The following is a 13716-nucleotide window of genomic DNA, read 5'->3' as shown; positions in this document are numbered from 1 at the left end:
ATTTCATATTGAAAACATTTTGTAAAATAAAATTCCAAGTTAAACCTTAGAAATTCATCTACAGGAATTAACTTGGAATCATTTTTATTTATTAAGTTTTGTTTTTATGGTTGTCCAATAATTTTCATCTTCAAGACCTAATCTCCAGATTGCTATACCCTTTAGATTACTGTTATTTACTATATTGAGCTTATATCCTATGCTTGTACTGTTTTCGAAATAAACAGAATGTGAACCCTTGCTGTCAGTATAATTAAAGTAAGGAACCTGAGCAGTGGAATCCCATTGAATTTGAGCCCCATTATTCGCTGCAATGCTTGCAGCAGTTGCTATGCTTACAGACTTTGTTGATACAGTTTTTCCACCACTTACTGTCCAGTCATATCCATAGGCTGCTATACCAAGAAGAAGCTTAGATTTAGGTATTACTGAAGAAGCATAATTTACTATTCTCTGTACCCATCCAATTGATGCTACTGGTCCAGGCTGTCCTCCCGGATAGTGCTCATCATAAGTCATTAGTATAACTTGATCCGAATAACTTCCAAGCTTGGCGTAATCATAGGCATAAACCCATTTTTCAGCCTCTGAGGTCTTAGCAGGAAGCGCAATAGAAACAATGAAGCCTTGAGGGTGAAGCATATTGTATAAATCTCTCATAAAGGCTGTAAACACATCTCTATCAGAGGATTTTAATAGCTCAAAATCAATATTTACTCCAGAGAAGCTGTTGGACATTAATGAGTTTTGTATTCCGCTTAATAGGTTTGCTCTGGCTGTAGAATTGGTTAAAACATCATGGGCTAAATCTCCATTAAATTCATTTCTAACTACCGCTAGAGGTTTAATCCCATTGCTGTTTGCAAAAGAAACCTGGCTTTTTGGAAATACATTATTTTGTATATATAAACTTCCATCAGTATTTACTATATAAGTGTGTGTAGCAAGCTCATCTATAATTGTACTGTGAGGCTTCATAGAATTTAATGAAGAAGTATCACTTGATGAGTAATAAGTTCCGTAACCAAGCACAATTTTATCTGAAGAAGGTATGCTTGGTGGTGCAGGTTTTGGTGACGATACCGGAGCTGCAGGTGCAGGTGCTGGCGTTGGAGCTGGTTGAGCAGCAGGTGTCGTAGAGGTAGATGTCGATACAGTAGACTTCGAAGCCTGAGCAGTGGAAGTTGAAACAGGTGAAGATGTTTTTGAACTTGTACTTGCAGAAGCTGGAGCCGCAGTGCTGCTTGAAGTATTTTTACTTGGAATACTTGAAGCAGGGGTTAATTTGGAAGTCTCATTAACAAATATATTTGCAGCGGCAACAGTTTTAGGTATACTCTTCTGATCAGCAGAGCTGTTTGAAGGAATACTATTAGCTGAAGACTGCAAAGGCTGAGTAACAGATTTTTCTATCTGTTTTGCTTGAGTGATGACAGATGTTTGAGCTTCACTTTTTACCCCAAAAGCAGTGTTTGAACTTAGTGCTAATAATGAAAAAGCAATTATTGCAGATAAAAAACTTTTAGATTTTTTCATAATTTTCTCCTTTCTTTCGAAACACTGGGTAATCTAGATCACTCGCTCCCATTCGGGCACTGGGTAACTTAAGACATTCGATTCGCTCATAAGTTACCCGCTAAAGTCCATTTAGGACTTTAGCCTCGAAGATTACCCGTTGAAGTCCATTTAGGACTTCAACCTCCTTGTTGATTATGTCTCTTCCTTGAGGCACTTTAGTATGATAAAATTGATATATTAGAATTATCGATGGGATTTTTATAAAATTCAGAAGTAATATATGGAAGTAAATTTATAGTAAGCTTTAAAAGTATAATTGTGTTTGATATGATATTTATGGATATTGTTATTGACTATAAGGGGGAGGACAAGTGGATATTGTTATAATTTTTGTGTTATGTTTTATATTATTGCTTGTTAGTTCATTTAAAGGGATTTTTGTTGGTTATCCTTTATTTATAAGTCTTATTTTATTTATATTGCTTGGAGTAAAGCGAAAGTTTGAGATGAAAGCTTTAATTAAAATGGCTTATGATGGCGGGAAAAAATCTTTAATTATTTTAAAGATATTTATTTTGATTGGAGCTATAACCGCTTCATGGATGGCAGCCGGAACCGTACCAGCTATTGTGTACTATGGAATGAAATTTTTAAATCCTCATATATTTGTACTTTCAGCTTTTTTGATAAGTTCCTTAGTATCTTTTCTTATAGGAACTTCCTTTGGAACTATAGGAACAATTGGAGTGGCATTAATGGTAATGGCTCGGAGCGGAAATGTTAATGCAGCACTTACTGCAGGGGCTGTTCTTTCAGGAGCCTATTTTGGAGACAGATGTTCTCCCATGTCCTCCAGCGCTAATTTAATAGCTCACTTAACTGATACAGATATTTATGACAACATAAAAAATATGTTTAAAACTTCCATAGTTCCTTTTTTATTTGCGTGCATTTTATATTTGATATTTTCATTGAGGTATCCTTTAAGTCATAGTGGAAATATTATAAATTCAGAAATAATGAAGGTATTCAATGTAAACTTAATTACTATACTGCCCGCAGCAATTATATTAATATTTTCTTTTTTTAAGGTGGATGTAAAGCTTCTTATGCTTATAAGTATATTGATAGCCTGCGCCATAGCAATAGTATTGCAAAAGGTCAGCATAGTAGAAATGACAAAGTATTTATTTTTAGGCTATAGCATGCCTTATGAAAATCCGTTAAAAGATATAATAAAAGGCGGGGGGATACTCTCCATGCTGAAGGTGTCGATTGTTGTATTTATATCCTCAGGATTTACCGGAATCTTTGAAGGTACTGGAATGCTTGATGTAATTGAGACACTGTTAAGAAAAGCAAAAGGCAGATATGACTTGTTCGCTTCTTCTATTTTAGTAAGCATAGTCTCAGCTGCTTTTGGCTGTAGCCAGACTTTAGCGGTAATTTTAACGCACCTGCTTATAAAAAAGTCTTATGAGGAAAATAACATAGCAAAGGAAAGCTTTGCGGTAGATTTGGAGAACACAGCAATAGTTATTTCTCCAATGATTCCTTGGAACATAGCTGTCTTAGTACCTTTAACAACATTAGGGGTAAATTTGAAAGCTATAGGGTTTGCTTTTTATTTGTTCTTGATACCAATAATTAATTTGATATATTTTAGGTTTAATAGAAAGAGGGCTTCAATTTAATGAAGCCCTCTTTAATATTATAACTTTTGTCTTTCTACATAATGAGTGTGAAGCAATTCATGTGCTTTTTCTCCATAGGGTTCTCCTAGGAATTCTTCGTAAAGCTTAAGTACAGCTTCATTTTCATGAGACTTACGGCGAACCTTGCCTCTGTCTTCGCTGTAAATACCTTCAGCACGTTTCTTAAGTATTTCAACATCTCCGTGGATATATGGCTGTCCGCCTCCGCCAATACAGCCGCCTGGACATGCCATTATTTCTATAGCATGATAGTTAGCTTCTCCAGCTCTTATAGCCTCAAGAATCTTTCTAGCATTTCCAAGACCGTGAGCAACAGCAACATTAACATCCATATCATTTATCTTAACTGTAGCTTCTTTAACTCCATCCATACCTCTTAATGCATGAAATTCAACATTTTCAAGAGTTTCTTCGGTTAACCATTCGTAGGCTGTACGAAGAGCTGCTTCTAAAACTCCGCCTGTTGCGCCAAATATTACTGATGCACCTGTTGATTCCCCAAGAGGATTATCAAATTCGCCTTCTTCTAAGGAATTAAAATCTATTCCAGCTTCTTTAAGCATTTTAGCAAGTTCTCTTGTAGTTATTACTATATCTACATCTTGATTTCCGTTGTTTGAAAGCTCTGGTCTTGCAGCTTCATATTTCTTAGCAAGGCAAGGCATAACTGAAACAACAACTATATTTTCTGGAGCTATCCCCATTTTTTCAGCTAAATAAGTTTTTGCTACAGCGCCAAACATTTCGTGTGGTGATTTACAGCTGGATGGTATATCTAAAAGATCAGGGAATTGATGCTCAAAGAATTTAACCCATCCAGGGCAGCAGCTAGTTAATATAGGAAGTCTTCCGCCATGCTGAAGTCTGTGAACAAATTCAGATGCTTCTTCCATTATAGTTAGGTCAGCTGCAAAGTCGGTGTCAAATATTTTATCAAAACCTAAGGATCTTAAAGCTGAAGCCATTTTTCCAGTTACAACTGTTCCTGGCTCCATTCCGAATTCTTCACCAAGAGCAACTCTTACTGCTGGAGCAGTCTGAACTATAACATACTTATCCTTGTTCTTTAATGCTCTCCAAACCTTTGGAACATTGTTTACTTCTGTGAGTGCTGCTGTTGGACATACAGCAACGCATTGTCCACAGAAGGTACAGGAGGTTTCTGTCATTGGAAGATTGAATGCAGGGGATACAACTGTCTGGAAACCCCTATCAACTCCTGATAATACATTTACTGTCTGAACATTGCTGCACATAGTTTCGCAGCGTCTGCAAAGTATGCATTTATCAAGATTTCTAACTATAGAATAGCTTGAATCATCTATTTCATAAGTAGACATTTCACCTTTATAAGGTATTTCACGAACTCCTAAGTCAGCAGCAAGCTTTTGAAGCTCACAGTCTGTATTCTTTTCGCAGATTAAGCAGTCCTTTGGATGGTCGGATAGTAATAGCTCAACTACTGTTCTTCTTGCATTTATTGCACGAATGCTGTTAGTTCTCACTACCATCTTATCAAACACAGGAGTAGCGCATGCAGGAGCTAAGTTTCTTCTTCCATCTACTTCAACTACACATACTCTGCAGGAAGCAATTTGGTTAACCATCTTTGTATCATGTAAATTTAGGTGACACAAAGTAGGGATTTTTATATTTAATAGTTTAGCAGCTTCAAGTATAGTAGTTCCTTCTTCTACTTGAACTTGTCTGTTATTAATGGTTACAGTTACTAAACTCAAAATCTTCACCTCTTCCGATAAATTTTTTGCTTATATATCAATTTGTTAACTTTATGCAGCTGCTATCTTTTAATTATTGCTTTAACTGGGCATGCCGTCATACAAGCACCGCACTTAATACATTTATCCTGTCCTATTACATGCATTTCTTTAACCTTACCGCTTATGCAGGATACTGGACATTGTCTAGCACACTTTGTACATCCAATACACTTATCAGTAACATGATATTGTAATAGTGATTGACATACTCCAGCAGGGCATCTCTTTTCTCTAACATGAGCTTCATATTCGTCCATAAAATATTTCATTGTACTTAATACCGGATTTGGAGCAGTTTGACCAAGTCCGCAAAGTGAAGTATCTTTAATTGTTTCAGCAAGCTCTGGTAGATCAATTAAATCTTGTTCTGTACCTTTACCCTCAGTAATTCTTGTCAGTATTTCAAGAAGTCTCTTGTTACCAACACGGCATGGAGTACATTTTCCACAGGATTCATCAACTGTAAATTCAAGATAGAATTTAGCTATATCGACCATACAGTTGTCTTCGTCCATAACAATCATTCCGCCTGAACCCATCATTGAGCCTGTTGCATTTAAGGATTCATAGTCTATTGGAATATCAAGCATGGAAGCAGGAATACATCCGCCGGAAGGTCCACCGGTTTGAACTGCCTTAAACTTACGTCCATTTTGAATTCCTCCGCCGATATCATAAATAATTTCCTTTAAAGCTGTTCCCATCGGAACTTCAACAAGACCAACGTTATTGATTTTTCCTGCAAGTGCAAAAACCTTTGTTCCTTTGGAAGTCTTTGTGCCAAGAACATTATACCAGCTTGGTCCGTTTATAATAATTGGAGGTATATTAGCAAAGGTTTCAACATTATTAACACATGTTGGCTTTTCCCAAAGTCCGCTTACTGCTGGGAAAGGAGGCTTTGTTGTAGGCTCTCCACGACTTCCTTCAATAGAGTGGATAAGAGCTGTTTCTTCTCCGCAAACGAAAGCACCAGCACCATACTTAATGTAAAGATCAAAGTCAAAACCTGTTCCTAAAATATTTTCTCCTAGAAGTCCAAGTTCTCTTGCTTGAGCTATTGCAGTTCTGAGTCTTTCAATAGCTAGAGGGTATTCAGCTCTAATGTAGATATATCCTTTGCTAGCACCGATAGCATAGCCAGCTATTGCCATTGCTTCTATAATACTGTTTGGGTCTCCTTCAAGAATGGAACGATCCATAAATGCACCTGGATCTCCTTCGTCAGCATTACAGATTATATATTTTTGTTCAGCTTTGCTTCTTCTTGCAAACATCCACTTTTGTCCTGTGGAGAATCCGCCGCCGCCGCGGCCTCTAAGTCCTGAATCAATCATGTTTTGAATAACATCTTCAGGTTTCATGGAAGTTAATGCTTTTCCAAGGGCTAAATAACCATTAGCTGCAATATATTCATTTATATCTTCAGGATTAATAAGTCCGCAGTTTCTAAGAGCTATTCTGTGCTGCTTTCCATAGAAGGACATTTCATCCTGCCTTTTTACTTTCTCCTTTATAGTAGGCTCTTCATAAAGAAGTCTTTCTACAACTTTTCCGTTAACAAGATGGTCTACAACTATATCCTCTGCATCTTCTGGAGTTACATGAACATAGAATACGTTATCAGGACTTATCTTAACAATAGGTCCTTTTTCACAAAAACCGAAACATCCTGTTATTGATACGGTAATTTTATCAGAAAGGCCTGCTAGATTTATATAACGGTTTAAATTTCTAATTATTTGATCACTTCGGGAAGCCTTACATCCTGTTCCACCGCAAACTAATATTTCTCTTTTTTCTATAATTGTTTCTGAAGGTATACTGTCATGCGCAAGCTGTCTTAAATTGAGAAGAGGTTTACATTCTTCATGTAAATTTTCAAGTTCCTCTAAAGAATGGATTCTGTTCAAATTAGTTCCCTCCTTAATCCCCTTTAATCTTGGTATTCTGCCAATATTTTTTTTACATCGTTTGGTGTAACATGACCATAAACTCTATCGTTTATAGTTACTACTGGGGCAAGTCCACAAGCGCCAACGCAGCGAAGAACTTCCACTGTAAATTTTCCATCAGCAGTAGTTTGTCCTACTTTAACACCTATTTGTTTTTCAAATTCAGCTAATACATTAGCTGCACCACGGACAAAGCAAGCTGTTCCCATACATATATTTACAACATATTCTCCTCTAGGAGTTGTTGTGAAGTAGGAATAAAAGCTTACTACTCCATACACTTTTGAAGCAGGAACATTCAGTTTTTCTGCTACAAACTGCTGTACCTCTTCAGGTAAGTATCCAAAGATATGTTGAGCTTTGTGAAGAACTTCGATTAAAGCACCTTTTTTATCAGGAAGTTCATTTATAAACTCCTCAAGCTCGTGAAACTTTTCCTCAACAAGGACGCTTTTACACATTTACAATAATTCCTCCTTTAGTCGGAAACACTGAGCAATTAAAGATTGCTCACTTCCGTTCGCTAACTGATTGTTATATATTTAACAATCAAGTGCATAAAAATAGATAATTACAAAAATGTAACTAGATATTAAGATGATATTTTTACCTTACTATACCATTATACAGGATATTGTACAAAAAATTAAGTGTTTTTTGAAAAGTTACAATATTATTTTTTATCTGTTAATAGATTGATTCTATTGCAATATTAATTTTGCTAAATTCATGAATTAAAAAAAGCATAAAGGAAGTTTTTTCCTTCATGCTTTGTTAAATAATTAATTTCTTTGGCAGATATAAACGCCTGCAACTATTAAAAAGGCTGTTAGCAGTTTAATAGGATTAAGACTTTCTTTAAGAATTAAAACTGATAAAATTATTGAAAACATAGGTACTAAATTTATAAATATAGAGGTTTTGCTGGGACCTATTTGCTTTATAGACAGCTGCTGTACAAGATATCCTATGACGGATGGGAATATGCTCATATAAACTACAGAGATATAAGAGTAATAAGGTATATTATTTAAAAGCCTCCATGGTGCTTCATATATTACAAAAGGAGTAATTAAAATAGTACAGAATAAGAAACTGTAAAAAGTAAGTGTCATGGGTGAGTATCGCAGCATTACCCATTTGCTGAACACCCCATAGGATGCCCACATAAGCACTGCAAGCAGCATAATAAGATCACCTTTATTAAAATAAAAGCTTTTTATCACAGATAAATTAGCATTTGTTAAGGTTAAGAAAACTCCTATAAAAGATAAGAGGATTCCTAAGAATCTTTTGTAATTAATTTTATCCTTAAGAAAAATAATGCTTAATATTGTTGTTATAATTGGATTTGAAGCTCCTATTATAGAAGAATTTATTGCAGTTGTATATTTTACAGCTGTAAAAAATAGTACATGATATCCAAACATACCCACTAAGCCTGTAAATAAAAATACTGGTATATCTGGTTTAGTAAGTTTTTTAATATCCTGTTTTGTATATTTTATTATTCCGCATAGAATTATAGTTGCTATAAAGAACCTCAAAAAGGTTAGTGTAAAGGGTGGAATAAAAGGTGAAGAAAGCTTTGCAGCTATAAAAGCTCCTGCCCAAAATATTGTTGAAAGTATCATTAAAGAATATATTTTTAAATTTGACAAATTAATTTCTCCTTTCGTTCGAAACACTGGGTAGTTTAAAGCGCTTGTTCCCACTCGCAAACTACCCGTACAAGTGCATTTAGCACTTGTACCTCCTTTCAGTCGAAACACTGGGAATCTTGGAGTGCTCACTCCCGTCTAATATGACACGTTTGGCACCTTAACCTACATAACCATTTTGATTTAAAACGCTGTCATTGTCAAACAGAGATTTGCTAATTTGAAACTACAAAATGTCCATCCTGAATAAAATAAAAAAACTACCATAAACTAATATAGATACTTTATAAAACAAAAGCTGTATGATATAATATTAATTAATTCATACTAAAACAGTATGGATTAATAATGGTATAATTATGAAGTTAAGGTCCTAAATGGACTTTAATGAGTAGTTTGAGAGCGGAAGTGGGTATATTAAATCACTCGGTGTTCCGGATGATAGGAGGTTAAAACTCTAAAAGGGTTTTAACGAGTAATTTTCGAGCGGAGCGAGAGTTTTAAATTACTCAGTGTTCCGACTGAAAGGAGGAAAAAATGAGCAAGGTTACTGGAGATATGACAATTGGTGAAGTAGTTAGAATGCATCCAGATGCTTCTAGAGTACTTATGTCCTTTGGAATGGGATGCATAAGCTGCCCAGGAGCGCAAATGGAAACTGTTGAACAAGGGGCTATGGTTCACGGAATAGACCCAGAAGAAATGATTGAAGCATTAAATAATTTATTTAATGAATAATATAAATGCCTAGGCTAATTACCTAGGCATTTATAATTACTTTAATATCTTAACACTTCCTGAAGAAGTGTTTATTTTAACTTTGTTTTTATCGCTCCCCACTGTTCCAATAAGTTCGTGTCTTCCTGTCTCGCCTTTTACTGTTATTGGAAAGTCAGTTTTTATTCCGCCAGAGCTGGTACGTGCGCTTAAATAGAAGTTTGAGTTTTCTGGAAGCCTGATTTCAACACTTCCTGAAGAAGACTCTACGTTAATATCATTATCAAAAGCTGCATAATCAATTTTTGTATCCCCGGAGGAAGAAGAAACCTTTAAATCTCCCGTAAAACCTGTAACTCTTTTGCTTCCTGAGGAATTTGATAATTTTGAGGTTTTTGTAGTGAGTTTATCAGCTTTTAAACTTCCTGAACTGGTGTTAAAAACAAAATTATCAGCAGAAATATTTTCTATATTTGTATCCCCGGAGCTTGCATTGCACTCTAAACTTGAAAGCTTTAGGTCTTTAACATTAAAGTTTCCAGAGGAAGAGGAGAGTTTTAACGCACTTGTATAGGAATTAGGAATATAAACATCAAGCTTTAAAGATGAACTGAAAAATCCTATTACCATATTAATTTTGCTTTTTACATTAATGTATAAGTTATCTCCGGATGTATAGCATTCAAGCTCGGGTTTTATATAAGGGCCGCTGCTTATAATTTTTCCGTTTAAGATAGCTTTAACTTCGCTTCCATCAACTGGTATTATATTAATATCAGGACTTGCTACACTGACTCTTATTTCTTTTATTCCATTAACATTTGAAGTCTTTTCTTCATTAATATCATAATTACCTTTTGCGCCGTTAAAAGAAGTCTTAGCGGAGCTAAAAAATACAATAGCACCTAATCCATAAGCAATAAACATTGTTGCCACAAGATACAGAACAATTTTTTTCATATTCCAATTACTCATTATTTAAGCCCATCCTTTACATTCTTTTAATAATTCTCATATTCCAGTTGAGGTATTTTGAGGTGCCTTTAAAAAAGTATTTTGCAATATAGCAGTCTCCTATAAAGAATAATGCTCCAAAGGCAATAGTTCCAACTCCAAATAAAAATGCTGCAGAAGGAGAAACGTTAAAAGGAACACCGAAGAAGTTGTTTGTAAAAGGAAGCAGCATAGTTCCAAAAGTCATAAAAGCTCCTCCTAAAAAGGCTCCGACAGCTCCTGCAAATAGGCCGATAAGTGCCCCTAAAAGTCCTAAGTAAGGTCCAAGTATGAATATTAAGTTGAATAAAAGCAGTCCAATGGCTGCAATTATTGATATAGATACATCTTCTGCAGTAGTTTTATTCTTATTATAGCTGGTATTCATATTGTTATTCATATTTTCATTAGCTTCATTAATAGCAGCTTTTTCAAAGTTTAAATTTGTCTTATATTGATTAGCAATGCTTTCAGGATCACCAAGCTCAGCTATAAGAGCTTCTTCTGTTTTTCCACTCTCAATTCCAAGTCTAAAATGCTCTTCATAATCATATAAAATATCTTTTCGTTCTTCTTCTGTAAAACCTGAAAGGGAGGAGTTTAGATTTCTTAAAAAATCTTCCTTATTCATTTATTTTAGTCTCCTTTACTATATTGTTAACACCTTCAACAAGGTCGTTCCATTCCATTAATATTTCTTCCTTAGTAGCTTTGCCAATCTCTGTAAGCTTATAGTACTTTCTAGGGGGGCCTTCCTGCGATTCTTGTAAGTAAGTTGTAAAATATCCTTCCTGATTTAATCTCCTAAGTATAGGATAGATTGTTCCGTCAGAAATTTCAATATTTTTGGAAATTTCACTGACTAGCTCATAACCATAGCAGTCTTTTTTATCTAATACAGCTAAAACACATAGTTCGAGTATTCCTTTTTTTAATTGGGTATTCATAGCATCAATCCTTTTGGTTAATTTTAACTATCTATAGTATAACATCTAGTATTGTACATTGCAAGATACTAAACAATAATATAGACTATAAATTTAAAAAATAACAATTATTTACTTTAAACGGTGCTGTGCTATAATAAAAATACAGTGATATTTATCATTAGTTCCTATAAGGTGGTATAAGATGATTAAGTTAGAAGAAACCTTGATAGAAAATCCTGTAATAGCTGCGATTAGAAACGATAGCGATTTAAATAAAGCTATTTTCAGCAATGCAGAAGTTGTATTTGTATTATATGGAAATTTAATGAATGTTAAGGATATTTGTGAAAAACTGAAGGCTGCTAAAAAAATAGTTTTTATACATTTAGATATGATTGAAGGTTTAAGGGGAGATGTATTTGGTATAGAATACATAAAACAATATGCAGATCCATATGGTATAATCACAACAAAACCTACAAATATTAGGCATGCAAAACAGTTCGGATTGTGCACTATACAAAGAATTTTTATAATTGACTCACTATCATTAGAAACTGGAATTAAAAATATACGGGAGGTAACTCCGGATGCAGTCGAGGTTATGCCTGGGATTGCAAGCAAGATAATAAATATAATTCAGAATAAAGTTAAGGCTCCTATTATTGCAGGAGGTCTTATAAATAATAAAAAAGATGTTATAGAAGCGCTTTCCAGCGGAGCGGTTGCAATATCAACAAGCAGTTCAGAGCTATGGAACATGTAAAATAAAATTATAATTGGCAGAGAAGTGAGAGCCAGATTATAGTAATGCCTGAGGGCTTTATTATGATGTGGTTTTTTTATTAAATTGAATGTAATTGTTTACAAGTTTATCATAAAAGGGGATGTATTAAGTGAAATATGTAATGTCTTTAGATCAAGGAACAACAAGTTCAAGATGTATTATTTTTGATAAGAGCGGTTCTATCGTCAGTATGGCACAAAAAGAGCTGAAACAAATTTATCCTAAGGCTGGGTGGATAGAGCAGGATCCTATAGAAATCTGGGCTACTCAGTTTGGTGTTGCGGTAGAGGCACTCTTAATGGCAGGGCTTCAGGCTAAGGATATAGCTGCTATAGGAGTTACAAACCAAAGAGAAACAACAGTAGTTTGGGATAAGAGGACAGGAATACCTGTTTATAATGCAATAGTATGGCAGTGCAGAAGAACAGCAGATACTTGTGAAGATTTAAAAGGTCAAGGCTTTGATAAAATAGTAAAAGAAAAAACAGGATTATTAGTAGATCCGTACTTTTCAGGTACAAAAATAAAATGGATATTAGATAATGTGCCTAAGGCAAGAGAGGAAGCAGAAAGAGGAAATCTTATTTTTGGAAATATTGATAGTTGGCTTATATGGAATCTTACTAAGGGTCAGGTGCATATAACCGATTACTCAAATGCCTCAAGAACAATGCTCTTTAATATACACACCTTAGAATGGGATGATGAGATTTTAAAGGTTTTAAACATACCAAAGAGTATGCTTCCTGAAGTTAAGCCATCGAGTGATATTTATGGCTATACAAACAAAGTTTTATTTGGAGAAGAAATAGCTATAGCAGGAGACGCTGGAGACCAACAGGCAGCCTTATTCGGACAGGCTTGTTTTAAAGAGGGTACAGCTAAAAATACTTATGGAACAGGTTGTTTTATGCTTATGAATACAGGCACTAAAGCAGTAACTTCGAAGCATGGGCTTCTTACTACAATAGCTTGGGGAGTAGATGGGAAAGTAGAATATGCACTTGAAGGAAGCATATTTGTAGGGGGAGCGTCTATTCAATGGCTTAGGGATGAATTAAGAATGTTAAAAGATGCTTCAGAATCTGAAAGGTATGCTTCAGCTGTTGAAGATACAAATGGAGTTTATGTAGTACCTGCGTTTACCGGACTAGGTGCACCTTATTGGGATCCCTATGCAAGAGGAACGATTGTAGGGCTTACAAGAGGAACAAAAAAGGAGCATTTTATAAGAGCTACATTAGAATCAGTTGCTTATCAAACCTATGATGTTTTAAAAGCTATGGAAGAAGACTCTAATATATCCTTGGTTGAACTTAATGTGGATGGTGGAGCAAGCTCAAATAACTTTTTGATGCAGTTTCAGTCTGATATATTAGGTGCTCAGGTTGACAGGCCTCAGGTTGTAGAAACAACAGCTCTTGGTGCAGCTTATCTTGCAGGGCTTGCTGTAGGCTATTGGAAGGATAAAGAGGAAATCTCACAAAATAGAAGGATAGCAAAGAGTTTTAAGACTCAAATGGAGGATCAAAGGAGAGTAAAGCTTTTAAAAGGCTGGCATAGAGCTTTAAGGAGGGCCATGGAGTGGGAGAAAGAAGAAGATTAAAGTTGTTGAAAGTATATTGATAAAGTAGTATAATAAAGACAGGCGAGAGAGTGA

12 protein-coding genes are annotated in these 13716 nt (G+C 35.1%); 4 read left to right on the top strand and 8 right to left on the bottom strand.

Features of this window, described 5'->3' with window-relative positions:
• Positions 1-84: 84 nt before the first annotated feature.
• The gene (locus tag JK636_RS16850) at positions 85-1536 is read right to left on the bottom strand and encodes a glycosyl hydrolase family 18 protein (RefSeq protein ID WP_202750155.1); all 1452 of its coding nucleotides are present in this window, start codon (positions 1534-1536) and stop codon (positions 85-87) included.
• A 353-nt stretch (positions 1537-1889) separates the two neighbouring features.
• Between JK636_RS16850 and JK636_RS24055 the strand changes: the two genes are divergently transcribed.
• Positions 1890-3212 carry a Na+/H+ antiporter NhaC family protein gene (locus tag JK636_RS24055; protein ID WP_202750154.1) on the top strand — a complete coding sequence of 441 codons (1323 nt, stop codon included), beginning with the start codon at positions 1890-1892 and terminating at the stop codon, positions 3210-3212.
• A 17-nt stretch (positions 3213-3229) separates the two neighbouring features.
• Here JK636_RS24055 and JK636_RS16840 read toward each other — a convergent pair whose 3' ends face one another.
• From JK636_RS16840 to JK636_RS16825, 4 genes are all read right to left on the bottom strand, one after another.
• The gene (locus tag JK636_RS16840; protein ID WP_202750153.1) at positions 3230-4972 is read right to left on the bottom strand and encodes an NADH-dependent [FeFe] hydrogenase, group A6; all 1743 of its coding nucleotides are present in this window, start codon (positions 4970-4972) and stop codon (positions 3230-3232) included.
• 62 nt (positions 4973-5034) lie between these two features.
• Positions 5035-6927, bottom strand: coding sequence for an NADH-quinone oxidoreductase subunit NuoF (locus JK636_RS16835; protein ID WP_202750152.1), 1893 nt, complete (start codon positions 6925-6927; stop codon positions 5035-5037).
• 23 nt (positions 6928-6950) lie between these two features.
• A complete protein-coding gene (nuoE, locus tag JK636_RS16830; RefSeq protein ID WP_202750151.1) occupies positions 6951-7430 on the bottom strand; it encodes an NADH-quinone oxidoreductase subunit NuoE in 480 nt (159 codons plus the stop codon).
• A gap of 321 nt (positions 7431-7751) precedes the next feature.
• Positions 7752-8630 carry a DMT family transporter gene (locus tag JK636_RS16825; protein ID WP_202750150.1) on the bottom strand — a complete coding sequence of 293 codons (879 nt, stop codon included), beginning with the start codon at positions 8628-8630 and terminating at the stop codon, positions 7752-7754.
• Positions 8631-9167: 537 nt separating this feature from the next.
• Between JK636_RS16825 and JK636_RS16820 the strand changes: the two genes are divergently transcribed.
• Complete coding sequence (locus JK636_RS16820) at positions 9168-9368, top strand: DUF1858 domain-containing protein (RefSeq protein WP_202750149.1); 201 nt, start codon at positions 9168-9170, stop codon at positions 9366-9368.
• 36 nt (positions 9369-9404) lie between these two features.
• On the opposite strand, the gene JK636_RS16815 is transcribed toward JK636_RS16820, so the two are convergent.
• Genes JK636_RS16815 through JK636_RS16805 form a run of 3 tightly spaced genes read right to left on the bottom strand, consistent with a single transcriptional unit; the run spans position 9405 to position 11287 of the window.
• Entirely contained in the window at positions 9405-10322 is a 918-nt protein-coding gene (locus JK636_RS16815; protein ID WP_202750148.1) for a DUF4097 family beta strand repeat-containing protein, read from the bottom strand.
• A gap of 16 nt (positions 10323-10338) precedes the next feature.
• Positions 10339-10971, bottom strand: coding sequence for an HAAS signaling domain-containing protein (locus tag JK636_RS16810; protein ID WP_202750147.1), 633 nt, complete (start codon positions 10969-10971; stop codon positions 10339-10341).
• Positions 10964-11287 carry a PadR family transcriptional regulator gene (locus JK636_RS16805; RefSeq protein ID WP_202750146.1) on the bottom strand — a complete coding sequence of 108 codons (324 nt, stop codon included), beginning with the start codon at positions 11285-11287 and terminating at the stop codon, positions 10964-10966. Before JK636_RS16805 ends, JK636_RS16810 begins: the two co-directional genes overlap by 8 nt.
• Before the next feature lie 184 nt (positions 11288-11471).
• On the opposite strand from JK636_RS16805, the gene JK636_RS16800 reads away from it, so the two are divergent.
• Together JK636_RS16800 and glpK are read left to right on the top strand one after the other, a co-directional pair.
• Positions 11472-12035: a glycerol-3-phosphate responsive antiterminator gene (locus JK636_RS16800; RefSeq protein WP_202750145.1), complete on the top strand. Its 564-nt coding sequence runs from the start codon at positions 11472-11474 to the stop codon at positions 12033-12035.
• A gap of 142 nt (positions 12036-12177) precedes the next feature.
• Positions 12178-13662 carry a glycerol kinase GlpK gene (gene glpK, locus JK636_RS16795; protein ID WP_202750388.1) on the top strand — a complete coding sequence of 495 codons (1485 nt, stop codon included), beginning with the start codon at positions 12178-12180 and terminating at the stop codon, positions 13660-13662.
• Positions 13663-13716 lie beyond the last annotated feature (54 nt).

The organism is Clostridium rhizosphaerae (assembly GCF_016765585.1).
GTDB lineage: Bacteria > Bacillota > Clostridia > Clostridiales > Clostridiaceae > Clostridium_AT > Clostridium_AT rhizosphaerae.
This window is presented reverse-complemented; position numbering and strand designations above follow the sequence as displayed.